The sequence below is a fragment of the Kitasatospora sp. CB02891 genome (assembly GCF_002803145.1).
Taxonomy (GTDB): Bacteria; Actinomycetota; Actinomycetes; order Streptomycetales; family Streptomycetaceae; genus Kitasatospora; species Kitasatospora griseola.
Genome location: NZ_NNBO01000005.1, coordinates 231,614 through 256,638 on the forward strand (window position 1 = coordinate 231,614; position 25,025 = coordinate 256,638).

At 74.0% G+C, this 25,025-nt stretch carries 21 protein-coding genes; 17 read left to right on the forward strand and 4 right to left on the reverse strand.

All coding sequences use genetic code 11. The features are described 5' to 3' along the window. Positions 1 to 6: 6 nt before the first annotated feature. Positions 7 to 1,029, reverse strand: coding sequence for a zinc-dependent alcohol dehydrogenase family protein (locus CG736_RS14235; RefSeq protein WP_100586577.1), 1,023 nt, complete (start codon positions 1,027 to 1,029; stop codon positions 7 to 9). 271 nt (positions 1,030 to 1,300) lie between these two features. Here CG736_RS14235 and CG736_RS14240 point away from each other — a divergent pair, with 271 nt between their 5' ends. Then, complete coding sequence (locus CG736_RS14240) at positions 1,301 to 1,768, forward strand: hypothetical protein (RefSeq protein ID WP_157815579.1); 468 nt, start codon at positions 1,301 to 1,303, stop codon at positions 1,766 to 1,768. A 519-nt stretch (positions 1,769 to 2,287) separates the two neighbouring features. Beyond that, entirely contained in the window at positions 2,288 to 3,703 is a 1,416-nt protein-coding gene (locus CG736_RS14245; RefSeq protein ID WP_198520496.1) for an MBL fold metallo-hydrolase RNA specificity domain-containing protein, read from the forward strand. A gap of 30 nt (positions 3,704 to 3,733) precedes the next feature. Here CG736_RS14245 and CG736_RS14250 read toward each other — a convergent pair whose 3' ends face one another. Then, positions 3,734 to 4,777: a zinc-dependent alcohol dehydrogenase family protein gene (locus CG736_RS14250; RefSeq protein WP_100586579.1), complete on the reverse strand. Its 1,044-nt coding sequence runs from the start codon at positions 4,775 to 4,777 to the stop codon at positions 3,734 to 3,736. Positions 4,778 to 4,916: 139 nt separating this feature from the next. On the opposite strand from CG736_RS14250, the gene CG736_RS14255 reads away from it, so the two are divergent. The 10 genes from CG736_RS14255 to CG736_RS14300 all read left to right on the forward strand — a co-directional run bounded on the left by CG736_RS14255 (position 4,917) and on the right by CG736_RS14300 (position 16,809). Then, positions 4,917 to 7,343, forward strand: coding sequence for a glycoside hydrolase family 65 protein (locus CG736_RS14255; protein WP_369880195.1), 2,427 nt, complete (start codon positions 4,917 to 4,919; stop codon positions 7,341 to 7,343). A 172-nt stretch (positions 7,344 to 7,515) separates the two neighbouring features. Beyond that, a complete protein-coding gene (locus CG736_RS14260) occupies positions 7,516 to 8,850 on the forward strand; it encodes a cytochrome P450 (protein WP_100586580.1) in 1,335 nt (444 codons plus the stop codon). Positions 8,851 to 8,899: 49 nt separating this feature from the next. Continuing rightward, entirely contained in the window at positions 8,900 to 10,030 is a 1,131-nt protein-coding gene (locus tag CG736_RS14265) for an acyl-CoA dehydrogenase family protein (protein ID WP_198520497.1), read from the forward strand. 4 nt (positions 10,031 to 10,034) lie between these two features. Further along, a complete protein-coding gene (locus tag CG736_RS14270; protein ID WP_100586582.1) occupies positions 10,035 to 11,222 on the forward strand; it encodes a GNAT family N-acetyltransferase in 1,188 nt (395 codons plus the stop codon). Then, on the forward strand, positions 11,209 to 11,664 hold the full coding sequence (locus CG736_RS14275; RefSeq protein WP_100586583.1) for a type II toxin-antitoxin system RatA family toxin: 456 nt from the start codon (positions 11,209 to 11,211) through the stop codon (positions 11,662 to 11,664). The genes CG736_RS14270 and CG736_RS14275 overlap by 14 nt, the downstream gene beginning before the upstream one ends. Beyond that, on the forward strand, positions 11,661 to 12,911 hold the full coding sequence (locus CG736_RS14280; protein WP_100586584.1) for an aspartate aminotransferase family protein: 1,251 nt from the start codon (positions 11,661 to 11,663) through the stop codon (positions 12,909 to 12,911). Before CG736_RS14275 ends, CG736_RS14280 begins: the two co-directional genes overlap by 4 nt. 51 nt (positions 12,912 to 12,962) lie before the next feature. After that, the gene (locus tag CG736_RS14285; protein WP_100586585.1) at positions 12,963 to 13,217 is read left to right on the forward strand and encodes an acyl carrier protein; all 255 of its coding nucleotides are present in this window, start codon (positions 12,963 to 12,965) and stop codon (positions 13,215 to 13,217) included. Then, positions 13,214 to 14,461, forward strand: a complete 1,248-nt coding sequence (locus tag CG736_RS14290; protein ID WP_100586586.1) for a beta-ketoacyl synthase — start codon at positions 13,214 to 13,216, stop codon at positions 14,459 to 14,461. Before CG736_RS14285 ends, CG736_RS14290 begins: the two co-directional genes overlap by 4 nt. A 34-nt stretch (positions 14,462 to 14,495) precedes the next feature. Next, positions 14,496 to 15,527 (forward strand): SDR family oxidoreductase, encoded by a 1,032-nt coding sequence (locus CG736_RS14295; RefSeq protein WP_100586587.1) that lies wholly within the window; start codon positions 14,496 to 14,498, stop codon positions 15,525 to 15,527. A gap of 85 nt (positions 15,528 to 15,612) precedes the next feature. After that, positions 15,613 to 16,809: a GyrI-like domain-containing protein gene (locus CG736_RS14300; RefSeq protein ID WP_100586588.1), complete on the forward strand. Its 1,197-nt coding sequence runs from the start codon at positions 15,613 to 15,615 to the stop codon at positions 16,807 to 16,809. A gap of 3 nt (positions 16,810 to 16,812) precedes the next feature. On the opposite strand, the gene CG736_RS14305 is transcribed toward CG736_RS14300, so the two are convergent. Then, on the reverse strand, positions 16,813 to 17,379 hold the full coding sequence (locus CG736_RS14305; RefSeq protein ID WP_100586730.1) for a hypothetical protein: 567 nt from the start codon (positions 17,377 to 17,379) through the stop codon (positions 16,813 to 16,815). Positions 17,380 to 17,492: 113 nt separating this feature from the next. Here CG736_RS14305 and CG736_RS14310 point away from each other — a divergent pair, with 113 nt between their 5' ends. The 4 genes from CG736_RS14310 (at position 17,493) to CG736_RS14325 (ending at position 22,217) form a co-directional block, all read left to right on the forward strand. Next, positions 17,493 to 18,644 carry a hypothetical protein gene (locus tag CG736_RS14310; protein WP_100586589.1) on the forward strand — a complete coding sequence of 384 codons (1,152 nt, stop codon included), beginning with the start codon at positions 17,493 to 17,495 and terminating at the stop codon, positions 18,642 to 18,644. A 322-nt stretch (positions 18,645 to 18,966) separates the two neighbouring features. After that, complete coding sequence (locus CG736_RS14315; RefSeq protein ID WP_100586590.1) at positions 18,967 to 19,626, forward strand: SDR family NAD(P)-dependent oxidoreductase; 660 nt, start codon at positions 18,967 to 18,969, stop codon at positions 19,624 to 19,626. 208 nt (positions 19,627 to 19,834) lie between these two features. Next, positions 19,835 to 21,364, forward strand: a complete 1,530-nt coding sequence (locus tag CG736_RS14320) for a M1 family metallopeptidase (protein WP_100586591.1) — start codon at positions 19,835 to 19,837, stop codon at positions 21,362 to 21,364. A gap of 190 nt (positions 21,365 to 21,554) precedes the next feature. Further along, positions 21,555 to 22,217 (forward strand): Type 1 glutamine amidotransferase-like domain-containing protein, encoded by a 663-nt coding sequence (locus CG736_RS14325; RefSeq protein WP_043907640.1) that lies wholly within the window; start codon positions 21,555 to 21,557, stop codon positions 22,215 to 22,217. 84 nt (positions 22,218 to 22,301) lie between these two features. Here CG736_RS14325 and CG736_RS14330 read toward each other — a convergent pair whose 3' ends face one another. Next, the gene (locus tag CG736_RS14330; protein ID WP_100586592.1) at positions 22,302 to 23,216 is read right to left on the reverse strand and encodes a DUF6039 family protein; all 915 of its coding nucleotides are present in this window, start codon (positions 23,214 to 23,216) and stop codon (positions 22,302 to 22,304) included. A 315-nt stretch (positions 23,217 to 23,531) separates the two neighbouring features. Here CG736_RS14330 and CG736_RS14335 point away from each other — a divergent pair, with 315 nt between their 5' ends. Next, positions 23,532 to 25,025 carry an ABC transporter substrate-binding protein gene (locus tag CG736_RS14335; RefSeq protein WP_198520498.1) on the forward strand — a complete coding sequence of 498 codons (1,494 nt, stop codon included), beginning with the start codon at positions 23,532 to 23,534 and terminating at the stop codon, positions 25,023 to 25,025.

A 25,025-nucleotide genomic window follows, 5' to 3' on the forward strand; every position in this document is an offset into this window, starting at 1 on the left:
GGTGGTTCACTCCGCCAGCAGGACGGCGACGCCGGTGACCCGGTCCGCGGCGAGGTCCGCGAGGGCGGCGTCGGCGCGGTGCATCGGGTAGCGGTTGACCCGGACCGTCGGACGGACCTGCGCCGCCTCGGCGAGGAACGCGTGGCCGTCGGCGCGGGTGTTGGCGGTGACGCTGCGCAAGGTGCGCTCCTGGAACAGGTGCTGCTGGTAGTTCAGGACGGGGATGTCGGTGAGGTGAATGCCGGCGACCGAGAGCGTGCCGCCGCGGTCCAGCGCCGCCAGGGCGACGGGCACCAGCTCGCCGACCGGGGCGAACAGGATCGCGGCGTCCAGCGGCTCGGGCGGCGGGTCGTAGGAGTCGCCGGCGAAGCCCGCGCCCAGCTCCCGGGCCAGCTCGCGCGCCGCCGCGCCGCGAGTGAACACCGCCAGCCGGGCGCCCCGGGCCAGCGCCAGCTGGGCCGTCAGGTGGGCGGACGCGCCGAAACCGTAGATGCCGAGGAGGCCGCCCGGCGGCAACTCGGCCCGGGCCAGGGCGCGGTGGCCGATGATCCCCGCGCACAGCAGCGGCGCGAGCTCCTCGGCGGGCGGGCCCTCCGGCAGGCGGTAGGCGAAACGGGCGTCGGCCGTGACGAACCCCGCGTAGCCGCCGTGCCGGTCCCAGCCGGTGTACGTCGACCCCGGGCACAGGTTCTCCCGCCCGCTGCGGCAGTACCGGCAGCGCCCGCAGACCCCGGCCAGCCAGGCCACCCCCGCCCGGTCGCCGACCGCGAACTCCCGCACCCCCGCACCCGTCGACGTCACCCGGCCCACCACCTCGTGGCCGGGCGTGCAGCGCGGCACCCGCGGCGGCAGGTCCCCCTCGGCGAGGTGCAGGTCCGTCCGGCACACCCCGCACGCCTCCACCTCGACCAGGATCTCCGTCCCGCCGGGGACGGGCGGCGGCCGTCGCTCCCACACCAGCGGCCCGGGCCCGGCGTCCACCGGCCCCGGGCGGGCCACCACCCAGGCGCCGTCCCGCACGGTACGCATGCGTCCTCCCGGCTGTCGGATCCTCCCTTCAGCGTGCTCCGACCCCGCGGAGGGGACGAGTCGGCCCGGCGACCCGGGCCGGTTGTCGGGCCGAATAGGGCCGACCGGACCATGCGGCGGCACCGCCGTCCCCGAAAAGCTGGGGGAGAACAGGGCCAGGACGTGTGGCGAGGAGGCGGGCGGCATGCATGCGCATCCGCAGCAACGGAAGAACCCACTGAGGCGGAGCAGTGACCGCCTGCAATGGTGGGCGGCGCGAACGCTGCTGGTGGTGGCGATCGGGGGAGTCCCCGCGGCGATCGCCGTCGGCCTCGCGGTCCACCAGGACCAGGCCCGGGCCGTCCGGGCGGAGAGCACCGACCGGCACCCGGTGACGGCACAGCTCGTCGCGGACGTCCCGACCGCGGTCGGCATCACCACGACCCGCGCCGCCGTCGCCTGGAACTCCGACGGCGCCGACCACCTGGCGAGCGCGGTCGTCCCCTCCGGGCAGCGGGCCGGCACCCCGGTGCAGATCTGGGTGGACGACCGCAGCCGGGTCGTCCCGCAACCGGCCGGCACCGGCGAAGCGATCGCGGTCGCGGCGACCGCCGCCCTGCTCACCGTCACCGCCGTCCCGCTGCTCAGCATGCTCACCTGGAAGGGCACCCTGCACCTCCTGAACCGCCGCCGCTACGCGGGCTGGGACGCGGAGTGGCAGCAGATCGAGCCGCAGTGGACGCGGCGCCAGCCGAGCTGACCTCCCGGTGGGGCGGTGGCATCGGCCGAGCCGAGCCGGTCCGTTCGGGCGGGGGCGTGGGCGAGGTCGTGTAGGCGCTCGTGCTGGTGGCGGGGATGGTGCGGAGCGAACCGTGCCGGACGTGGAGCCAGCCGAGCTCGTTTCCCGCTGGGCGGTGGCGTCGGCGGAGCCGCTACGCGGAGTGGCAGCAGATCGAGCCGCAGTGGACGTGGCGTCAGCCGGGCTCAGTTCCCGGTGGGCGGTGGCGTCGACGGAGCCGGTCCGCTCGGGCGGCGCGTGTCGCGAGGGCTTGCGTGAGAGTGCGGCCGTGCCGTCGGCCGTGCTGGTCGCCGGGGCGGCGCGGGGTGAGCCGGAGTGAGCGCGGTGTCGGTCGAGGTGGCTGCCTGGTGGGCTCGGGTTGCCTGGGTGGCAGCGCGTCGCGGGGCTCGCGCATGCGTGGCGGGGTGCAGTGTTTTCGGTCGGCCGTGCCCAGGGGGTGGGGTGGGCGGATGCTGGGAGGCGGAGCTTTGGGAGGCCGTCATGGAGAATCAGCCCGCCCCGATGCCGCGGCCGGGGTTGCTCACGTTTCTGGGCGGGGTCGGTACCGTCACCGGGAGCAAGTTCCTGGTGGAGACCGACCATGCCCGGGTCATGATCGACTGCGGGCTGTTCCAGGGGCTGGCCGAGCTGCGGCGGCGCAACCGGCGGTCGCTGCCGCTCGATCCGGCGGACGTGCACTGCGTGGTGCTCACGCATGCGCACCTGGACCACTGCGGCTACCTGCCCAGGCTGGTCGCGGACGGGTTCCGGGGGCCGGTCTTCACCACCCCGTACACGGCCCGGATCGCCGAGCTGATCCTGCGGGACAGCGCCCACCTGCTCCAGGAGGACGCCGACCACGCCAACCGGCACGGCTGGTCCAAGCACCGGCCCGCGCTGCCGCTGTACACCGAGGAGGACGTGGAGCGGACGCTGGCGCTGTTCGACCCCGTCGCGCACCACGCGGAGATCGAGATCGCCGACCGGACGGTGCTGCGCCTGCACCCGGCCGGGCACATCCTCGGCTCGTCCTGGGTGCACCTCACCCTGGAGGACGGCCACACCCTCGCGGCCAGCGGCGACCTCGGCCGCCCCGTCCACCCGCTGCTGAACCCGCCCGACCCGTTCACCGGCGCCGACGTGCTGCTGATGGAGTCCACCTACGGCAACCGCCGGCACGAGGAGACCGCCGCCCGCGCGCACTTCGCCAACGCCCTCGACCGGACGCTGGCCCGCGGCGGCACCGTCGTCATCCCGTCCTTCGCCGTCGACCGCACCGAAGTGGTGCTGCACCAGCTCGCCGAACTCCGCCGCACCGGGCGGCTGCCGAGCAGCGCCCCCGTGCACGTGGACAGCCCGATGGCGCTCGCCACGCTGCGGATCTACCAGGACGCGTTCGCCGACCGGGCCCCCGAGCTGCGGCCCGAGGTGCTCGCCCGCGGTGAGGCCGCGATCAGCCCGGAGCCGTTCCGGCCGGTCCGCTCGCCGGCGGAGTCGCGGCAGCTGGAGCAGTCGCACCTGCCGTCGATCCTGGTGTCCGCGTCCGGCATGGCCACCGGCGGGCGCGTCGTGCACCACCTGCACCGGCTGCTGCCCGACCCCCGCAACACCGTGGTCGTGGTCGGCTACGCCGCCGCGGGCACCCGCGCCCGCGACCTGGTCGACGGGGCCCGGGTGCTGAAGATGTACGGCGGCTACGTGCCCGTCCGGGCGGAGGTCGTCAACGTCCCCGCGTTCTCGGCGCACGCGGACGCCGCCGAGATCGTCGACTGGCTGCGCCCGGCCCCCGCGCCGTCCGCGACCTACCTGGTGCACGGCGAACCCGAGGGCGCGCAGGCGCTGCGCGACCGGATCGACCGCGAACTCGGGTGGACGGCCGTGGTGCCGCGCTCGGGCGAACGGGTGCTGGTGCGCTGACACCCGCTCCTCGGCGGGGCGGGCCGCGGGTCAGGACCGGAACAGGGCGACCTTGAGCGCGCCGGTGCCCGCCGCGTCGGCGAAGACGTCGTACGCCTCCGGCATCTGGTCCAGGGCGAAGCGGTGCGTGACCAGTCCGCCCGCCGCCAGCCGGCCGGTCGCGAGCAGGTCCAGCAGCATCGGGGTGGTGCGGGTGTCGACCAGGCCCGTGGTGACGGTGACGTTCCTGATCCACAGCTCCTCCAGGTGCAGCACGGCGGGCCTGCCGTGCACCCCGACGTTGGCCACCCGGCCGCCCGGACGCACCAGCCGGGTGCACAGCTCGAAGGTGTCGGGGATGCCGACCGCCTCGATCGCCACGTCCACGCCGAGCCCGTCGGGGGAGAGCGCGCGGACCGCCTGCTCCGTGTCGTCGTCGGCGTGCAGCACCTCGTCCGCGCCGGCCCGTTCGGCCGCGGCCAGTCGGCTCGCCGCCAGGTCGACGGCGACGATCCGGCGCGGGCTGTACAGCCGGGCGGTGGCGATCGCGGCCAGCCCGATCGGGCCGGCACCGACGATCGCGACGGTGTCGCCGGGGCCCACCCGGCCGTTCAGCACGCCGACCTCGTACGCGGTCGGCAGGATGTCGGCGAACATCAGCGCCGTCTCGTCGTCGACGCCGTCCGGCAGCCTGTGCAGCGAGTTGTCGGCGAACGGGGTGCGCACGTACTCGGCCTGGGCGCCGTCGACCAGGTGCCCGAGGATCCACCCGCCGCCGCCCGTGCACTGGCCGTACATGCCGCGCCGGCAGTACCCGCAGCGGCCGCAGGCGGAGATGCACGAGACCAGCACCCGGTCGCCCAAAGCGATCGTGCGCACCGCGCTGCCGGTCTCGACGACCGTGCCGACCGCCTCGTGTCCGAGCACCCGGCCCTCGGCGACCTCGGGCACGTCGCCCCCCAGGATGTGCAGGTCAGTGCCGCAGATGGTGACGGCGTCCACCCGGACCACCGCGTCCTCGGGGTCGCGGACCACCGGATCGGGGACCTCGTCCCAGGTGCGGCGGCCGGGCCCGTGGTAGGTCAGCGCCTTCATCGCTCTCACTCCCTGCGCGGTATCGGCTCCGTCCACCAGCCTCCCCGCTGTCCGCCCGCCCCGCCGCCCGGCGCGACAGCGGCGGCCGGTCGGTGGGCACACTGGAGAACGGGCCCCGGCGCGCGAACGGAGGTGAGCCGTGGAACCCGACTCGTCCCACCGGCCGTCCGACGCCGCCCGCGGCTGTCCGATGCCCGATCCGTGGCGGCTGCGCTACACCGGGTACGCGCCCGCCGAGGAAGGTCTGCGGGAGGCGCTGTGCGCCGTCGGCAACGGCTACCTGGTCACCCGCGGCGCGGCCCCCGAGGCGGCGGCGGGCGGCGAGCACTACCCCGGCACCTACCTGGCGGGCTGCTACGACCGCGCCGACTCCGAGGTCGGCGGGCGGGTGTTCACCCACGAGGACCTGGTGAACTGCCCGAACTGGCTGCCCGTCACCTTCCGCTGCGAGGGCGCCGAGTGGTTCACCGGGCCGCCCGTCGAGCAGGAACTCGAACTCGACCTGCGGCAAGGAGTGTTGACCCGCCGGGCGGTGTGCGTGGACGGCGTCGGTCGGCGCACCCGGCTGGTCCAGCGCCGGATCGCCAGCCAGGCCAGCCCGCACCTCGCCGCGCTGGAGACCGTGCTCACCGCCGAGAACTGGTCCGGCCGGCTCGAAGTCCGCTCCGCCCTCGACGGCACCGTCACCAACGCGGGCGTGCCCCGGTACGCCGGCCTGGCCGACCGCCACCTCACCCCGCTGCGCCAGGAGGCGTGCCCGGACGGCGAGTTGTGGCTGGAGGTGGCGACCGGGCCCGGCCGGCGGATCGCGTTCGCCGCCCGGCACCGGGTGCGGGCCGGCGGCCGGCCCGTCGAGGCCGAGGTCCGGACGCGGGCCCGCCCGGGCCTGGTGACGCAGACCCTGGCGCTGGACGTCACCCCGGTCCGGCCCGTCACCGTCGACAAGGTGGTCGCCGTCCACACCTCGCACGACCCGGCCACCGGCGACCCGCTGGAGGCCGCCCGGCAACTCGCCGCCGAGGCAGCGGACTTCGACCGACTGCTGGCCGAACACGCGCTGCGCTGGGAGCAGTTGTGGGAGCGCCTGAGGATCGACGCCGACTTCCCCGGCCTCGGCCCGCTGCACCTCGACCTGTTCCACCTGCTGCAGACCTGCTCCGAGCACTCCGCCGACCTCGACGTCGGCATCCCCGCCCGCGGCCTGCACGGCGAGGCGTACCGCGGCCACGTCTTCTGGGACGAGCTGTTCGTGCTGCGGGTGCTGAACCTGCGCCTCCCCGAACTCGCCCGCGCGGTGCTGCGCTACCGTCGGCGTCGGCTCGACGCCGCCCGGCGGGCCGCCCGGGCCGAGGGCCGGCGCGGCGCGAGCTACCCGTGGCAGAGCGGGAGCGACGGGCAGGAGCAGTCGCCGCAGGTCCACCTCAACCCGCTGTCCGGTCGCTGGCTGCCCGACCACACCCACCTGCAGCGGCACATCGGCTCGGCGGTCGCCTACAACATCTGGGAGTACTACCGGGCCACCGGCGACCTCGACTTCCTCGCCGAGGCCGGCGCCGAACCCCTGCTGGAGATCGCCCGCTACTGGGCCTCGGCTGCCACCCACGACCCCGGCCGCGACCGCTGGTCGATCCGCGGCGTCCTCGGACCGGACGAGTACCACGACGCCTACCCGTGGGCGCAGGGGCCCGGGCTGGACGACAACGCCTACACCAACGTGCTCGCCTCCTGGGTGCTGGCCCGCGCCCGGGACGCGCTGCGCGTCCTGCCCGAGCGCCGGCGCGACGAACTGACCGAGCGCCTCGCGCTGGACGCCGCGGAGCCGGAGCGCTGGCAGGAGATCGGCCACCGGCTGCACGTGCCGTTCCACGACGGGGTGATCAGCCAGTTCGACGGCTACCAGCGGCTCGCCGAACTCGACTGGGAGACCTACCGCCGGCGCTACCCGGACCTGCGCCGCCTCGACCGGATCCTGGAGGCCGAGGGCGACACCGTCAACCGGTACCGGGCGTCCAAGCAGGCCGACGTGCTGATGCTCTGGTACCTGTTCTCCGCCGGTGAGGTGCGCGACCTGCTGCGCCGCCTCGGCCACCCGGCGGGGTACGAGCTGATGCGCCGCACCGTCTCCTACTACCTGGACCGCACCGTGCACGGCTCGACGCTCAGCTCCGTGGTGCACGCCTGGGTGCTGACCCGCTGCGACCGCCGGGCCTCCTGGCGGCACTTCCGCGACGCCCTCACCGCCGACCTGGTGGACGCCCAGGGCGGCACTACCCGGGAGGGCGTGCACCTCGGGGCGATGGCCGGCGCCGCCGACCTGCTGCAACGCTGCTACACCGGGCTGGAGTTGCGCGAGGACGCGCTGTGGCTGGACCCGCAGCTGCCGTGCGCGCTCGGCAGCCTCGACCTGGACGTGCGCTACCGCGGCCACCGGGACGTACGGATCCGCGTCGACCGGCACAGCGTCACCGTCGCCCTGGGCGCCGGCGCCGAGCGGCCGGTGCGGGTCGGGGTGCGCAGCACCGCCGTCGCGCTGCGGCCGGGGGAGAGCCACAAATTCGCCCTGTGACTTTCCGCGAATGATCTGACGGGTAGTAATTCCTATCGCAGGATGGCCACTTCAATTCCGCACGGCTATTTCCGGGATTCCCTTTCCGGTACTCTCTGTCCGAACGGCGTGGAATTCACGAGTCGATTCGACAGGCCTGCCCGCGTCCGGGCGGGCGAAGGTGGGCGAGCGCATGAACGCTTCCGCGGCTGAGCAGACGCAGACGGGCGACCGGACGGCGAATGCGGGCGGAATCCTGCTGTCGGTCTTCGCACCCGAGGCCCGCGAGAACCCGTACGCCCCGCTCGCCGAACTGCGCCGCCTCGCGCCGGTGCTCCACCACGAGGAGCTGGACACCCGCTTCCTGACGGGGTTCGCCGACTGCCAGGCCGCCCTGTCGAGCCCGGCCTTCGCGGTGCCCGACCGGCAGTGGCTGGAGCGGGAGCGCCCCGAGTGGCTGGCCCACCCGGCGGCGGACTACTTCTACACCTCGCTGCTCGGCACCAACGGCCCCGCCCACGAACGGCTGCGCGGCCCGCTGGTGCGGGCGTTCGGCCCCCGGCGGATGGGCGCGCTGGCGGCGGCGGTGGAGAAGACCGTCGACGAACTGCTGGACCGTTTCGCCGACGCGACCTCCGACGGCGGCGCCGCGGACTTCCAGGACCTGGTCGGGTATCCGCTGCCGGTCGCCGTGGTCGGCGGACTGATCGGAGTGCCGCCCGCCGACCAGGAGCACTTCCACCGGCTCGGACGCGACGCCGCGCGCCTGCTGGAACCGGTGCGCTCCGACGAGGACTGGCGGCTCGCCGACCGGGCGGTGACGGCGCTGCGCGCGTACTTCGCCCGACTGCTGGACGAGCGGCGCGCCCGACCGGCCGAGGATCTCGCCACCGCGCTGCTCGCCCAGGCCGCCGCCGAACGAGCCGGAACCGCCGGAACCGCCGAAAGAGCCGGAACCGCCGAAGCCGCCGTGAACGCCGGGAAAGCCGAACACCCGCTCACCGAGCAGGAGTTGGCGGACACCCTGGTGCTGGTCTTCGTCGCCGGGTTCGAGACCACCGCCGGACTGCTCGGCCTCTCGGTGCACGCCCTGCTCACCCACCCCGAGCAGGCGGCGCAGCTCCGCGCCGACCCCGGCCTGCTGCCCGGCGCGGTCGAGGAGTCGCTGCGCTGGGACGGGCCGGTGCTGATGACCGAACGGCTCGCCACCCGGCCGACCGAGGTCGGCGGTGTCACCGTCCCCGCCGGAGGCAGCGTCACCACCGTGCTCGGCGCCGCCAACCGCGACCCGCGGCGCTACCCGGACCCGGACGCGTTCCTGGTCCGCCGACCCGAGCGCCACGTGCTGAGCTTCGGCGCCGGCCCGCACTACTGCTTCGGCGCGGCACTGGCCAGGCTCGAAGGCGCGGCGCTGCTGGGCCGGCTGCTCACCCGCTTCCCCCGGCTCGCCCAGGCCGGGCCGCCGGTGCGGCGCGCCTCGGCCTGCCTGCGCTCGTTCGACGCGCTGCCGCTGGCGGCGACCGGCTGACGGCCGCCCGCCGGACGCGCCGTACCGCCCCTCCCCGAAGGACGTGCCCGTGAACTTCCTGCACCGCGAACGCGCCGAACTCGAGGCGCTCATGCCCGGGTTGGACCAGGCGCTCGCCCGCCACCCGCTGGCGGCGCTGGAACAGACGCCCAGCCCGGCGATCGAGGAGTTCAAGATCGCCGGCGGCCCCGGGCTGCTGGTGCCCGCCGCCCACTGCGGCGCGGGCGCGAGCGCCCTGCAGGCCGTCCGGGTGCAGCGCGCCGTCGGCGCCCGCTGCCCCTCCCTCGCGGTGGCCACCACCATGCACCACTTCTCCATCGCGGGCCTGGTCGAGGCCGCCAAGTACGGCAACGGCCTGGAAGGGCTGCTGCTGGAGGCCATCGCCAAGGAACGGATGCTGGTGGCGTCCGGCTTCGCCGAGGGCCGGCCCGGCCAGAACATCCTCACCCCGCACATCACCGCCGAACGGCGCGGCGACCGGATCGTGCTGAACGGCAGCAAGATGCCGTGCAGCCTGTCCCGCTCGATGGACCTGCTGACCGCCTCCGTCGCCCTCACCGGCCCGGACGGCGTCGAACGGCTGGCCGTCGCGCTGATCCCCGCCGCCAGCCCCGGCGTCACCGTCCGCCCGTTCTGGGGCACGCCCATCCTGGCCGGCGCCGAGAGCGACGAAGTCCGGCTCACCGACGTCGAGTTGGACCCGAGCATGGTGGTGGCGACCGAGGTCACCGCCGACGCCGTGCCCGACGCGCTCAACGTGGCGGGCTTCCTCTGGTTCGAAGTGCTGCTGACCGCCGGCTACCTCGGCATGGCGAGCGCCCTGGTCGAGCGCGTCCTGCACCGCCAGGGCGGCGGCGAGGACGACCCGACGCCCTACCTCGTTCCCGTCGAGGCCGCGATGCTCGCCGTCGAGGCCGTCGCCCGGGCCATGGCCGACGAGGTCTGGGACGAGGCCCTGCTGGTCCAGGCGCTGACCGCCCGGTACGCCGCGCAGGACGCCATCGCCCGCACCACCCGGGCCTGCCTCGCGGCGCTCGGCGGCATGGCCTTCATCGGCTCGCCCGACGGCTCCTACCTCGCCTCCGCCGCCGTCGGCCTGACCTTCCACCCACCGGCCCGCGCCAGGATGGCCCGCCCACTGCGGGAGTTCCTGGACGGCCGCGCGCTGCGGATCGGCTGAGCCGATGGCACCGGCGGACGACGGCTACCGGGCCGAAGTACTGCGCAGCATCGACGAGTTGCCGCCCGGAGCCTGGGAGCGACTCACCCCCGCGGACGACCCGATGTGGTCCCGCGGCGTGTTCACCGCACTCGAACGCGGCCGGGTCGGGCCCGCGGGCTACGCCTACCTGACCCTCCGCCAGGAGGACGACGTGGTGGCCGTCCTGCCGCTCTGCCTGTTCCGCGACCTGATGCTCGACCGGATCGTCGGCCCCCACGAACGCCGCCTGCTCGCCCCGCTGCGCCGCCTCGCGCCCCGACTGCTGCGGGTGCCGATGCTGTTCTGCGGCCACCTGCTCGGCCAGGGCCACCTGCTCGCCGACCGCCCGCTCGACGCCCCGGCCGGCCGGGTGCTGGTCGACGCGGTGCTCGACTTCGCACGCCGCGAACGCCTGGGCACCGTGGTGTTCAAGGACTTCGCCGCCCCCGACCTCGGCCCGCTGCGCGCACCGCTCACCGCCGCCGGCTTCTTCCTCGCCCCCGGCCTGCCCGACACCGAACTCGCCCTGACCGCCCGCACCTTCGACGACTACCTGACCGCCCTCCCCGCCAAGCCGCGGCGCAACGCCCGGGCCAAGATCCGCCGCTTCCGCGCCCACCCCGACCTGCGCATCGAAGTCCTCGCCGACTACACCCACCTGCTGCCCCAACTGCTCGGCCTCTACCGGCAGGTGATGGACCGCGCCGACCAGACCCTCGACGTGCTCGACCACGCCTTCCTCACCGCCCTCGCCGGCGCCGACGACCCGAGCAGCCGCCTGGTGGTCTGCCTCGAAGGCGAACGCGCCGTCGGCTTCCTGCTCTGCCTGTTCGCCGGCACCGGCGCCACCGGCGCCCGGATCGGCCTCGACTACCGCCTCAACCACGACGCCGCGATCTACCACAACCTGCACTACGCGGCCGTCCAGCTGGCGATGGCCGCCGGCTGCCGGCACATCCGCTTCGCCCAGACCGCCTACGAACCCAAGGTGGAGCTGGGCTGCGCACTCGTCGAGCAGTGGCACGCCATGACCCACCTGCGCACCCTGCCCCGCGCCGTGCTCCGCCGCCTCCTCCCGGCCGCCCTGGCCGCCGCCCGGGCCGACGCGCTCGGCCCGCACCACCGCGCACCGAACCACCGCGAAAAGAGGTCGTCACATGCCGCGCGTTGACGTGGAGTTGCCCATCGCCGTGGCGCCCGAGGACGCCTGGCCGGTGGTGGTGGACGTGCTCGGCTACCCCGACTGCATGGAGAGCGTCGACTCCGTCGAGATCCTCGACCAGCCCGACGAGCGGCACCGCACCACCGCCTGGTCCGTCCGGCTCAAGGGCTCCGTCCTGCGCTGGACCGAGGCCGAGATCGTCGACCACGCCGCCCGCCGCTTCGACTTCGAGCAACTCGACGGCGACCTCGGCGCGTTCGTCGGCCACTGGGCGGTCACCGCCGCACCCGGCGGCGGCAGCACCGTCGCCCTGCACGTCGACTTCGACATCGGCATCCCGCTGCTCGCCGACATGCTCAACCCCGTCGCCGCGGACGCCCTGCGGGAGAGCGCCGCCCAGATGCTCGCCGCCCTCGAACAGCGGCTGCTGCTCCGAGGAGCCGCCCGATGACCACCGTCACCACCCCGGTCTTCGACCTGCTGCGCCGCCACTTCTCCCCGAAACTCGCGCTGTCCGGCGGCTTCGCCGGGCGCGGCGCCGTCGAAGTGGCCGCCGAGGGCTGCCGGGTGACGCTCTCCGACGGCCGCACCGCGCTCGACTTCGGCTCCTACGCCGTCACCCTGCTCGGCCACCGCCACCCCGCCGTGACCGCCGCCGTCCGCGCACAGCTCGACGCCATGCCGACCGCCACCCGCAGCCTCGCCAACCCCGTCGCCGCCGAGGCCGCCGCCGCCCTGAGCGGCTACCTCGGCGACGCGCTCCCGAAGGTCTACTTCGGCCTGAACGGCGCGGACGTGGTCGAGGTCGCCGTCAAACTCGCCCGGCTCGCCACCGGCCGCGGCCGGGTCCTGGCGGTGCGCGGCGGCTTCCACGGCAAGTCGCTCGGCGCCCTCGCCCTCACCCACAGCCCGCTCTACCGCACCGGCCTGCTCGGCTGCGCCGTGGACGTCCTGCACGTCGACCCCGACGACCCGCACGCCGTCGGACGCGAGGTGGCCGGCGGCGAGGTCGCCGCCCTCGTCCTCGAACCCGTGCAGGGCGAGAACGGCGCGCTGCCGCTGCCCACCGAGACCCTGCGCCAGTGGTGCGAGGACGCCGCCCGGCACGGAACCCTGGTGATCGCCGACGAGATCCAGTGCGGACTGCGCCGCTGCGGCGAACGCTCCGTCGCCCTCGCCGACCGCCTGCCCGTCGACGCCGTCCTGCTCGGCAAACCGCTCGGCGGCGGCGTCGTCCCGCTCTCCGCGCTGCTGTGCACCGAGCGGATGTACCACCCGCTGGCCGCCGACCCGTTCCTGCACTCGGCGACCTTCGGCGGCCACCCGCTGAGCTGCGCCGCCGTCCCCGCCGCCCTCGCCGCCGTCGAACAACTCGCCGACCACGGACGCGAGTTGTCCGTGCAGTTGGACGCCGTGCTGGACGGGCTGCGGGCCCGGCACCCCGACGTGGTGCAGGCCGTCCGCGGCCGCGGACTGCTGCGCGGCATCGACTGCGTCTCGCCGTACGCCGCCGGCGCCACCCTGGTCGAACTGGCCGGCACCGGACTGCTGGTGTCCCCGTGCCTGAGCCGCCCCACCACCGTCCGGCTGCTGCCGCCGCTGATCAGCACGGCCGCCGACCTCGCCGAGGCCGCCGCCCTGCTCGACGCCGCACTCGCGGCGACCGGACGAACCCTGCGGGGGACCACCGCCGGCTGACCACGGCCGGCGCCGAGGCCGCACACCGCGGCGGAAGGAACGGGAGCAGTTTTGCCCACACGCGAAGAACTGGCCGTCACGGTCAGGACGGTCATCTCCGACGTCCTCGGCACCGACCCGGCCGAACTGCAGGACCGCACCAGCCTGTTGGAGGAGTACGGCATCGACAGCCTGGAACTCATGGAGATCGGCGCCCGGCTGGAACGCGCCCTGCAACTGCGCATCGACCCCGACGACCTGATCGCCGCCCGCGACGTCGGCCACGCCATCGACCTGCTGAGCACCCGGATGGACAGCCCCGTATGAGCACCCGTCACCCCTCGGGCGGACACCGGGTCGCCGTCACCGGGATCGGCGTCAAGTCCCCGGCCGGCAACACCCTCGAAGAGGTGTACACCGCCCTGCTGGCCGGCCGCTCCGCCGCCACCCGGCTCGACCGCCTGGTCGAGGCCGACCTGCCCGTCCACTTCGCCTGCCTGGTGCCGCCGTTCGACGTCACGGCCCACCTCAGCCCCCGGGAGGCCCGGCAGATCGACCGCCCCGCCCAACTGCTGCTCTGCGCCGCCGCCGACGCGCTCGCCGACGCCCGGCTGCCCGCCGACCGGTCGCCCGACCGGATCGGCGTGCAGATCGGCACCGGCATCGGCGGCCTCACCAGCATGGAGGACGCCACCACCGGCTACGCCACCCGGCCCCGCGACCTGCCCGTGCACACCGTCCCGCGCACCATGAGCAACTCGCCCGCCTGCCGGATCGCGCTGCGCCACGGCTTCCAGGGCGTCTGCACCACCTACTCCAGCGCCTGCGCCAGCGGCAGCACCGCGCTCGCCGAGGCCGCCCGCCGGATCCGGCACGGCGAACTGGACGTCGCGGTGGCCGGCGGCGTCGACTCCGCGGTCAGCACCGTGGTGATGGGCGCGTTCGCCCGGATGCGGGCGCTGTCCACCCGCAACGACGCCCCGGCGCTGGCCAGCCGCCCCTTCGACGCCGACCGGGACGGCTTCGTGATGGGGGAGGGGGCCGCCGTCCTGGTGCTCGAACGCCTGGACGCGGCCCGCGCCCGCGGCGCCGTCGTCCACGGCGAGATCGCCGGCTGGGCCGAGACCTGCGACGCCTTCCACATCGCCGCCCCGCACGAGGCCGGCGAAGTGGCCGGCCGGTGCATGCGGCAGGCCGTCGCCGACGCCGGACTGTCCGTCGCCGACATCGGCCACATCAGCGCCCACGGCACCTCCACGGTGCCCGGCGACCGCGCCGAGGCCCGGGCCGTCGACCGCTGCTTCGACGGCCAGTCGCCCCCCGTCACCGCCGTCAAGGGCGTCACCGGCCACCTGATCGGCGCCGCCGGCGCGCTGGAGGCCGCACTCGCCCTGGTCTGCGCGGCCCGCGGCACCGTCCCTCCGATCGCCAACCTGGGCAGCAGCCCCGAGGCCCACTGGGTGGACCTGGTGCACGGCGCGCCGCGCAAGGTCGCCCCCGCCCCCGTGCTCTCCAACTCCTTCGGATTCGGCGGCCAGAACGCCTGCCTGGTGCTCGCGCCCCCGCCCTGACCCCCCATCGACAGCCCGATCAGCGGAGCCAAACATGCGAGTCCTTCTCACCGGGGCGACCGGAGTGGTCGGCACCGAGTTCGCGCACCGGCTGCGCGCCGCCGCCACCGCGCACGGCCGGCCCCTCGACCTGGTCCCGGTGGCACGGCGCGACGAGGCGGTGGTGCGCTGGCGGATGGGCGACGAACCGCCGCCCGCCGAACTGGCCGGCCACTGGGACGTCATCGTGCACGCCGCGGCCAGCACCCGCTGGACCCTCGGACGCGACGAGGCCGTCACCGCCAACCTCGAACCGCTGCGGGCCGTCCTCGCCCTCGCCGACCGCGACACCCACCTCGTCCAGGTCTCCACCGCGTACGTCGGCGGCGTCCGCAACCCCGAGGACCTGCGCGGCACCGAGTTCGAGGGCTACCGCAACGGCTACGAGTGGTCCAAGGCCACCTGCGAGGCGATCGCCCGTCAGGCCCACCCCGGCCCGCTGACCCTGATCCGCCCGCCGCTGGTGGTCGGCCGCCGCGGCACCGGCGAGATCGCCCGCTTCTCCGGCCCCTACACCCTCCTCCAGGCGCTGGTCTCCGGCACCGCCGCCGTGGTGGTCGGCGACCCCGCCGGCCACGCCGAGATCAGCCCCGTCGACGAAGTCGCCGCCGCGATGGTCGCCGCCGTCCTCGCCGCCCCGCCCGACCGGCCCCGCACCGAGGTGATCGCCGCCGGCCCCGACAGCCTCTCCCTCGACCAACTCCTCGACGTCGTCTGCGGAACGCTCAACCGCTTCCGCGCCGCGCACGGCGTCGCCCCGATCGAGCGGCCCCCGCTGGTGTCCGTGGACAGCTGGAACCGCTTCTTCCTGCCGCTGGCCGACCAGTGGCTCTCGCCGATCCAGAGCCAGGCGGTGAAACTCCTCGCGATGTTCCAGAGCTACACCAGCATGCGCCGCCCCTTCGACCCGACCTGGAAGGTCGCCGACCCCGCCGCGGTCATGGCCGCCTCCGTCCACCACTGGGCCGAACGCCGCCCCCGGCTGGCCCTCGCCCGACCCGAACCCTGGACGCTGCTCAAGGGCTGACGAGTCGTCATGTCCGTTGCAGGGCAAGGGCGGTCGTGATCCCCGCGGGCTGTCGCGCCGATATTCTAGCGCTAGGATATGCGGCATGAGAGGCACGGACCCAGGCCTGACCGCCGCCGAACTGACCCTGCTCGGCCTCCTGGTCGAGCAGCCCCGGCACGGCTACGAGCTGGAAGCGGTGATCGCCGACCGCGGAATGCGCGAGTGGACGGAGGTCGGATTCAGCTCCATCTACTACCTGCTGACGAAGCTCCGGGAACGCGGCCTGATCGAACAGCTCGCCGGATCGGCCGCCGCGGGCGACAAGCGCCGCAAGGTGTTCGGCGCGACCGCCGAAGGGCGACTGGCCTGCGCGACCGGCGCCGAGCAGGCCATCGCCGAACTCCACCCGCTCTACCCGCGCGTCCTGGTCGGCCTCGCCAACCAGCCCGCCGTCGACCACGACCGGCTGCTCGACGCCCTGGAGCGGCGCGCCCGGGCACTCGCCGAACGGATCGAACAGGTGGCCCGGGCCGAGGCCGCCGGGCCGCCCGCGCCCGGTTCCGGGCACGCGATCTTCGACTACTCACTCGGTCAACTACGCGCCGAACAGGCCTGGTTGGACCGCTACCGGGCATCGCTGAGCGGCGCCCGCCGACCCGGAGGAGAACCGACCGTGGCGCCGTACGACATCAAGAAGGCCCTGAAGGAGTGCTACGCGCCCAGGAACACCGCCTGGGCCGTCGTGGACGTCCCCCCGCAGCAGTTCCTCGCCGTCGACGGCACCGGCAACCCGAACACCGCGCCCGCCCACAAGGCCGCGGTCGAAGCGCTCTACTCGGTCGCGTACACCCTCAAGTTCGCGACCAAGCACACCGAGGACGGGGACTTCGTGGTCGGCCCCCTGGAAGGCCTGTGGTGGGCCGACGACCCCGAGGCCTTCAGCAGCCGCGCCAAGGACACCTGGAACTGGACCATGCTGATCAGCCTCCCCCCGTGGATCACCGAGGAGATGATCGAGCAGGCCCGGCGGACCGCGCTGGCCAAGAAGAAGCACCCCGCCATCGCCCAGGTCCGCCGCCTCGCCCTGCACGAGGGCCCCAGCGCCCAACTGCTGCACATCGGCTCCTACGACGACGAAGCGCCCGCCCTGCACCGGCTCCACCACGAGTACCTCCCCGCCAACGGCCTGCGGCCCGCCGCCAAGCACCACGAGATCTACCTCGGCGACCCCCGCCGGACCGCCCCCGAGAAGCTCAGGACCGTCGTCCGCCAGCCGGTCGAACCCGAACCGGCGGGCTGACGGTCAGCCGAACCGGCCGGCGGGCCGGACGTCGTGAGGGGCGGCGGCGTCCACGACGGCGGCCAGTTCGTCGGCGGACCCGGGGGTCAGGCGGTAGAAGCCCTGGAGGCTGACGGAGTGTTCGAGGCGGCCGTCCACCAGGTACTTCAGGCCGCGGGTCCGGCCCCGGCGGTTGCGCCAGGCGAGTCGGTGGAGCACCTCGCCGGGTACGCGGGTGTCGAAGGTGACGGGCGTGGCGTCGACGTGCACCGGCGTCGCGCCGCAGCCGCCGGTGCCGAGCATCCACCAGTCCTGGTGGCCGGGGAAGGCGGGGTCCCGCCACGTCGCGGGGGCGGCGCCGCAGCAGTCGTTCCGCTCGGTGTCGAGCACCCGCAGCCGGCTCACCACGAAGACCTCGCACCGGTTCACGTGCACCGCGTACACCTCGTCGCCGGGGCGGGCCCCCGACCAGGCCGGCAGCGAGGTGTGCACGCCGCCGAAGGCGACCGGCGGCCGCTCGCCGACCCGGCCTTCCTTGCGCAGCGCGCGGCAGGTGTCGTGGGTCCAGAGAACGGTGAAGGCATCGGGCATGCGGCGATCGTAGGAACCCGGACCGACAACGGGCCGGGACGCCGCGCGGTCCGGTCCGGTGTCGTCGGAATCGGCGTTGCCATCCGCCCGGCCAGCCGAGATGATCTCGACCCGTGACACATCTCCTGGTCCTGACGATCCCCATTCTGATCATCGTTCTGATACGCAACTTCCAGAGCAACCGCACCGCCGGCTCCTCGGCCAAGCGCAAGTCCACGCCCGCCTTCCGGGTGCCGGAGTCGTTCGACGCCGCGGCGTACGGTCTCGTCCCGCTCGCGTCGCTCGACCCGAGCCGGTTGGGCCCGCCGTCCTCGGAGCGGGACTGCCGGCAGTCGCAGGCCGTCGCGGACGCCGCGTGGGAGGGCGACTGGCGGGCGGCCGCGACGCACGTCGCGGCGGCCGGCAACGACTGGGACGAGCACTGGTCGCGCTTCGAGCTGCTGCGCGAGATCGCCCGCCGGGACGACGGGTGGCTGAAGGCCTGGCGGGAGGCCGACCCGGACGACTGCGACGCGGCGGCCCTGGAGGCCGACCTGATGGTGCACCAGGCCTGGGCGATCCGGGGCGGCGGGTTCGCCAACGAGGTGCCGGCCGAGAACATGGCCCGCTTCCGCGCCCTGCTGCCCGCGGCGATCGAGGCCGCCCAGCGGGCCGCGCTGCTGGACCCGGAGAACCCGGCGCCGTGGGTGGTCATGGTGACGGCGGCGCGCGGCGCCCAGTACAAGCCCGACCGGTTCCGGCCGCTGTGGGAGGGCCTGGTCGCCCGTGCCCCGCACCACTACGAGGGCCACTGGCAGGGCATGCAGTACTGGTGCGCCAAGTGGTACGGCACCAACGGGCAGATGATGCAGTTCGCCGAGAAGGCGATGGACGGCGCCCCGCCGCACAGCCCGCTCGCGGGCATCTACCTGCACGCGCTGTCCGAGCTGGAAGGACGCGGCGCCGGACTCCCGGTCGGCGGCGCCGCGACCGCGCGACTGGCAGCCGTCGCCCGGGCGCTCGCCTCGGTCCGGCCCGACGACGACCACGTCGCGGGCCTCCGGCACCTGCTGGCCCACTACCTGGGCAGGGCCGGGATGCACGCGGAGGCGCTGGAGCAGTTCCGGCTCATCGGCCGCTGGTGCGGCGCCCAGGTGTGGGCGAAGCAGGGAAGCCCGGTCGAGGCGTTCCACGCGGCCCGCGCCGAGGCCGTGCTGAAGTCGAACGCCCAGCCGCTGCCGCCCGAGCAGTGGACGAAGAACACGGACATCGCCCTGCACTCCTGACCGGACGTCACCGCGATCCGGCGGGCCCGCCCTCGACGATCCACCGAGCCAGGCCCCCGGACCGCGCCCGGCACCCCGGCACCCCGGACCGGAGCCGGCGAGGCCGTTGCGTCGGTCGGCGCCGGTGATGCCCGGTGCGACGGAGGAATACCCGTGCGGCCACCGGTCGTCGACGCCGCTGGGCCGCGTCGACGACGGTGGCCGGAACGGGCCCGGGGCGGCAGGGCGTTGTCGTTCGGGTGCGCCGACTGCTGTGTTCCGTACTGGTGTTCACGGGCTGTGCGACCGCTGGGGCCCGGGCAGGGGATCGAGGAGGGGCAGCATGCCGGGAGCAGTGATCATCGGGGCCGGACCGGGAATCGGGCAGGCGGTGGCCCGCCGGTTCGCACGGGAAGGGCTGCCGGTCGGGCTCGTCGCCCGCAGCGACGGCACGGTGAAGGCCGCCGTCGAAGCCGTCCGGAAGGCCGCCACGGGCGGCGCGGCCGTCGTGGGCCGCACGGCGGACAGCACCGACGAGACTTCCCTGCGGGCCGCCCTGGACGACGTGGCGCAGGAGTTGGGGCCGCCGGACGTCCTGGTCCACAACGCGGCGCTCGTCCGACCGGACGCCATCGGGGAGCTGTCCGCCCGGGAGCACCTGGAGGCCTGGGCGGTCAACGTGGTGGGCGCGCTGACCGCCGCCGCCCACGTCGCCCCCGGGATGGCGGCGCGCGGGCGGGGCACCGTCCTGGTGACCGGCGGAATGCCCGAGCCGAAGCCGGAGTACGTCAGCCTGTCCCTCGGCAAGGCCGGCGTCCGCACCCTCGTCACCCTGCTGGACGGGACGTACGGGGCCTCGGGCGTCCACGCGGCGAGCGTCACCGTGGCCGGCCCCGTCGCGCCGGGCACGGCCTTCGACCCCGACGTCATCGCCGAGCACTACTGGCGGCTGCACGCGCAGCCGCGCGACGCGTGGGAGCACGAGGTCGTGCACAGCGGCTGACGCCATTCGCGCGGCCAGGGCGGGGAGGCCAACTCCCTTTACAGCGACCGCATCTGACGAACAGTCCGATAATCGATCCGGCGGGTCCGCGCGGGCGTCGTGCGGACGTATTTTTCTCATGAAGTTCCCAGGACTAGGGAGTGGGCGCGGGTTTGCCGGGACAGGGATCGATCCGACCCGATCGTTCCGGTGATCCCTGGAGGACCACGTGCGCAAGAGGTTGATCGTTTCTGCTGCCAGTGCCCTGAGCCTGCTCCTGGCCGTCCCCGCCTCGGCTTCCGGCTTCCAGCCGGGGGCGGACGGCGTGGGGGACCCGTACTACCCCACGCTCGGCAACGGTGGGTACGACGTCTCGCACTACGACATCCGGCTGAAGTACCAGCCCGCCACCGACGAACTGGAGGGCACCGCCACCATCCTGGCCACGACCACCCAGGACCTCTCCCGGTTCAACCTCGACTTCGCGCTGAAGGTCTCCGAGGTCCTGGTGAACGGGCGGCCCGCGACCTTCGCGACCAGCGGCGACCAGGAGTTGGAGATCACCCCGGCCCGGCCGCTGACCAAGGGGTCCCAGGCCACCGTGGTGGTCCGCTACAAGGACGTGCCGTCGACGGTGGAGAAGTACGGCGGCTACAGCGCCTGGCGCCGCACCCCGGACGGCGCGGTGGTGGCCGGCGAGCCCGTGTCGGCCGGCTGGTGGTTCCCGAGCAACGACCACCCGAGCGACAAGGCGACCTTCGACGTCTCGGTGCTGGTGCCGAACGGCACCCAGGTGGTCAGCAACGGGGTGCTGACCGGCACCAGCTCGCAGGCGGGCTGGACCCGCTTCAGCTGGCGCGAGAACAAGCCGCAGGCCACCTACCTGGCCGCTCTCGCGATCGGGAAGTTCGACGTCACCCGGGACGTCACCGCCAAGGGGGTGCCGGTCTACAACGCCTACAGCAAGGACCTCGGGGACAACGCGGCCGCGGCCCGGGCGAGCGTGGAGCGCACCGGCGAGCTGGTGGACTGGCTGAGCGGCTACTTCGGCGAGTACCCGTTCAGCTCGGTCGGCGGCTTCGTCCCCAACCTCCAGGCCGGCGGCGCCCTGGAGACCCAGACCCGGGTCTTCTACGGACAGGGAATGTTCGCCCGGGGGTCCAACACCTCGGTCGTCGTCCACGAGTTGGCCCACCAGTGGTACGGCGACAGCGTCTCGCTCTCCCGCTGGAGCGACATCTGGCTGAACGAGGGCTTCGCCCAGTACGCGCAGTTCCTCTGGTCCGAGCACGAGAACGAGGGCACCGCGCAGGAACTGGCCGACTACATCTACGCCTCGCACCCGGCCGACGACCCGTTCTGGACCGTCAAGCCCGGCGACCCGGGCGACGAGAACCAGTTCGACATCGCGGTCTACCACCGCGGCGCGGTCGCCATCCAGGCGCTCCGCAACACCGTCGGGGACGACACGTTCTTCCGGATCCTGAAGGGCTGGCCCACCGAGCGCCGCTACGGCAACGCCACCATCCCGGAGTTCCAGGCGTACGCCGAGCGGATCTCCGGCCGGAGCCTCGGCGACCTGCTGAACACCTGGCTGTTCACCCCCGCCAAGCCGCCCGTCGGCCCGGTCCCGAACGGCGGCACGGCGACGGCGGCCGCCGCTGCGGCCGCGGACCGCAGCGCCGGGCAGCCGCCGGCGGAACCGAAGTCCTGGAAGAAGATCCAGGACGCCGCCTCCGTCCACGCGAACCGGAAGTGACCGGCCCGCGGTGAAGCACCGGCGGCCCCCGCGCACGGCGGGGGCCGCCGACCGCCCGGCACGCCGTACGAACCGTCAACTCCCGCGTGCCACACTGCTGGTGACCCGGAACCGATCCCCGGTCGCCCGCCGCCGCGGCGGGCTCCAGCACCTCATCCGCAGGGGCTGCCGCCCCTGCGCCGGAGGCATCGTGAAACTGCTCCTCACCTCCGCCGGAGTGAAGAACCCCAGCATCCGGCAGGCCCTGGTCGACCTCCTGGGCAAGCCCGTCGAGGAGGCCGACGCCCTGTGCATCCCCACCGCCGGCTACGGACACCCGATGGGGAGCCCGGCCGGGGCCTGGCGCTTCATCACCGGGCGGTCCACCACCCCGATGTGCGAGCTCGGCTGGAGGTCCATGGGCGTCCTGGAGCTCACCGCCCTGCCCAGCATCGGCGCGGAGCGCTGGCTGCCCTGGGTCCAGCAGGCCGACGTCCTGCTCGCGAACGGCGGTGACGCGCTGTACCTGTGCCACTGGATGCGCCGGTCCGGCCTGGCGGAGCTGCTCCCCTCCCTGCACGACAAGGTCTGGGTCGGGCTGAGTGCCGGCAGCATGGTGATGACGCCCCGCATCGGGCCGGACTTCGTCGAATGGACGTCGCCCACCGGCACCGACGAGACCCTGGGCCTCGTCGACTTCTCCCTCTTCCCGCACCTGGACCACCCGGCCCTGCCGGAGAACTCGATGGCCGACGCCGAACGCTGGGCCGCCGCCCTGCCGAACCCGGCCTACGCCATCGACGATGAGACCGCCGTCAAGGTCGCCGACGGGGTCGTCGAGATCGTCTCCGAGGGCCACTGGCGACTCTTCTGAACGGCCGCGGAGAACCCTCCGCCCCCGATCCTGCCGTGCGCCGCACCCCGGGTGGGCTGCGGCGCACGGGTGGCGGGTGCGGGGTCAGAAGCCGATGGGCGTGCCGCTGTGCAGGGGGGTGAGGACGGTGTCGTGGATGCCGGCGTCGACGAAGGTGCGCTCCCAGGTGCCGCCGCCCTTGCGGGCCGGGACGAACTCGGTGGTGAGCATCTTCTGGAAAGCAGCGTCCCGGTGCTTCAGTTCGAGCAGGCGCTGGTAGCTGTCCAGGCTGTCGAGGTGGAGCATCCAGTGGATGCGGTCCTGCTGGCCGAAGGTCTCCTCGAAGAGGTACGCGGTGACGTCGCCGGCGAGGGCGCGGTTGACGTGGCGGGCCCACTCGAAGGCGAACTCGCGGGCCTCGTTGCGGAATTCGAACTTGGTCTGGGCGGTGCGGATGATGGTCAGTCCGGTGTCGGCGGAGTGCCGCAGGCGGTCGGCGGGCAGACCGGTCTGGTGCATGGCCGGCGGGACGAAGGTGGCCGGGGCGTGGTCGTCCTGGCCGTCGTGGGACAGGCCGTGCTGGGGGACGTAGACGCGCTCCTGGAACGAGCCCTCGACGTACATGCGCTCCCAGTTGCCGCCGTCGCGGTCCGCGAGGCGGTCGGTCTCGGTGACCTCCTTGAAGGACTTGTCGTGGTCGGCGACGTGCAGGAAGCGGCTGTAGTCGTTGGGCATCCGCATGTGGATCATCCAGTGCAGGCGGTCCACCCGGCCGAGGATCTCCTCGTAGACGAGCACGCTGGCGACGTCCGCCACGGGCTTGTTGAGAGCGGACACCAGGTCGCTGGCGAACGCGCGGCCCTCGTTGCGGAACTCGTGCCGGAGCTGGCCGACGCGGTGGATGATCAGCCCGGCGTTGCCGGAGTGCAGCAGCTCGTGGCCGGTGTCCGGGAGGGCGGCCATGGCGGGGGTGAAGAGGCGGCTGGTCCCGGGCCGGTCCGAGGCCGAGGTCTGGGGCATGGCGGAGTCTCCTTCGGCGAGAGCCCTCCGGGGACGGTCGGCCTCCGGCCGCGGCCGGGTCGCTGTCGCACCGGGTCCCTCGCGTTCGCTCAGGTGCAGGTGTGCCCCACGGAAGGGGGCGCTTGATGTGCACATGTTCCGCCCGGCCGCCCGCGCACGGTGATCAGATTTGAGCAGACCGGTCGAGGCGTTTCGAGCAATCTCGGTCATCGCCAAGTGGGTTCTGCCTGCCCCACGCCGATCGACCATGTGGAGAAGAACGCGATGCCCACGAGTAACAGTCTCGGCCGACGCGGTGTCCTTCAGCTGGGGGCCGTGACCGGAGTCGCGTTGAGCGGCCTTGCGGCGCTGACCGGCTGCGGCGCCGAGGACAGCGCCAAGTCCGCTGCGGGCAAGGGCATTTCGACCGACCGGCTGCGGGTGGGCGCCGCGGACGCCTCGGGTTCCGTGAGCATCGACCCGCGGACCGCCGGGTTCGGCGCCAGCTACGTGATCCTCTACCACCTGTACGACTCGCTGATGTACCTGAAGGGCGGGGCGTACGAGCTGGGCCTGGCGGAGTCCGTCGAGGCCAACCGGGACGCCACCGAGTGGACGATCCGGATCCGCAAGCGGGCGACCTTCCACGATGGCCGCCCGGTGACCGCCCAGGACGTCGCGTACAGCCTGCGCACCCTCGCCGTCCCGCCCTCGAAGCGGGCGACCGTCTACGCCGACGTGGACGTGGACCGCATCAAGGTGCTCGACGCCACCACGCTCACCGTCCCGATGCGCCGCCCCCGCGGCGACTTCCGGGAGTCGGTGCTGGTGGTCTTCTCGCCGGTGTTCCCCGAGGGGACGACCGACTTCTCCAAGGGCATCGGCTCGGGCCCGTACCGGCTCGCCGCGCAGGACGGCAAGAACGTCCGGATGACCGCCTACGAGGGCTACTGGGGCGGCCGTCCCGCGTTCGGGACGCTGGAGCTCGTCTCCATCGCCGACGCGGCCACCCGGATGAGCGCGCTCAAGAGCGGGCAGATCGACTACGCGATGGGCATCACCGCCACCGCGGCCAAGGCGGAGCGCGACAACCGGGCGATCGAGCTGCACCGCGGCGGGGTCGCCAACTCCAACGCGCTGTCCTTCGCGATGAACGAGCGGATCGCGCCGTTCGACGACCCGCGGGTCCGCCGGGCCGTCCGGCTCGCCGCCGACCGCGGGGCGCTGGCGGCGAACATGCTCGACGGGATGGGCGTCACCGGCGACGACGTGGTCGGCAAGGGCCTGCCGGGCTACGCGGGCCTGGCGGAGCGGCGGCGCGACGTCGCGGAGGCGAAGCGGCTGTTCGCCGAGGCGGGCGTCTCGAAGCTGACCCTCCACGCGGCGGACACGGTGGCCGGCTTCACCGGCGCGGCCCGCCTGCTGGGGCAGCAACTCGACGAGGCCGGCGTCAAGTTGACGGTCGACGTGGTGCCCGCCGACACCTACTACGCCGATCTGAAGGGCCTGTCGTCGATCCCCTTCCAGACCTTCTACTACACCAACCGGCCGGCCGCGGTGCACCTGTCGGCGCTCACCAACCGCGACGCCTTCTTCAACGTCACCGGTCTCGCGGACGAGCACTGGAAGCGGCTGGACGAGGCCCAGGCGACCGTCGACGACAAGGCGCGCGAGCAGCGCTTCGTCGAGATCCAGCGCGACCTGTACGAGCACGGCGGCGACCTGCTGTGGGGCTTCCAGGAAGTGGTGGACGCGTCGGTGGCCGGCGTGCGGGACGTGGTGTTCAGCCAGTCCATCCCGGTCTTCACCTGGGCCAAGGCGTCCTCGTGA

Coding starts and splice junctions, on each gene's coding strand:
- CG736_RS14235 (WP_100586577.1), bottom strand. CDS start 1,029: ATGCGTACCGTGCGGGACGGCGCCTGGGTGGTGGCCCGCCCGGGGCCG.
- CG736_RS14245 (WP_198520496.1), top strand. CDS start 2,288: ATGGAGAATCAGCCCGCCCCGATGCCGCGGCCGGGGTTGCTCACGTTT.
- CG736_RS14250 (WP_100586579.1), bottom strand. CDS start 4,777: ATGAAGGCGCTGACCTACCACGGGCCCGGCCGCCGCACCTGGGACGAG.
- CG736_RS14260 (WP_100586580.1), top strand. CDS start 7,516: ATGAACGCTTCCGCGGCTGAGCAGACGCAGACGGGCGACCGGACGGCG.
- CG736_RS14270 (WP_100586582.1), top strand. CDS start 10,035: ATGGCACCGGCGGACGACGGCTACCGGGCCGAAGTACTGCGCAGCATC.
- CG736_RS14275 (WP_100586583.1), top strand. CDS start 11,209: ATGCCGCGCGTTGACGTGGAGTTGCCCATCGCCGTGGCGCCCGAGGAC.
- CG736_RS14280 (WP_100586584.1), top strand. CDS start 11,661: ATGACCACCGTCACCACCCCGGTCTTCGACCTGCTGCGCCGCCACTTC.
- CG736_RS14290 (WP_100586586.1), top strand. CDS start 13,214: ATGAGCACCCGTCACCCCTCGGGCGGACACCGGGTCGCCGTCACCGGG.
- CG736_RS14295 (WP_100586587.1), top strand. CDS start 14,496: ATGCGAGTCCTTCTCACCGGGGCGACCGGAGTGGTCGGCACCGAGTTC.
- CG736_RS14300 (WP_100586588.1), top strand. CDS start 15,613: ATGAGAGGCACGGACCCAGGCCTGACCGCCGCCGAACTGACCCTGCTC.
- CG736_RS14305 (WP_100586730.1), bottom strand. CDS start 17,379: ATGCCCGATGCCTTCACCGTTCTCTGGACCCACGACACCTGCCGCGCG.
- CG736_RS14315 (WP_100586590.1), top strand. CDS start 18,967: ATGCCGGGAGCAGTGATCATCGGGGCCGGACCGGGAATCGGGCAGGCG.
- CG736_RS14330 (WP_100586592.1), bottom strand. CDS start 23,216: ATGCCCCAGACCTCGGCCTCGGACCGGCCCGGGACCAGCCGCCTCTTC.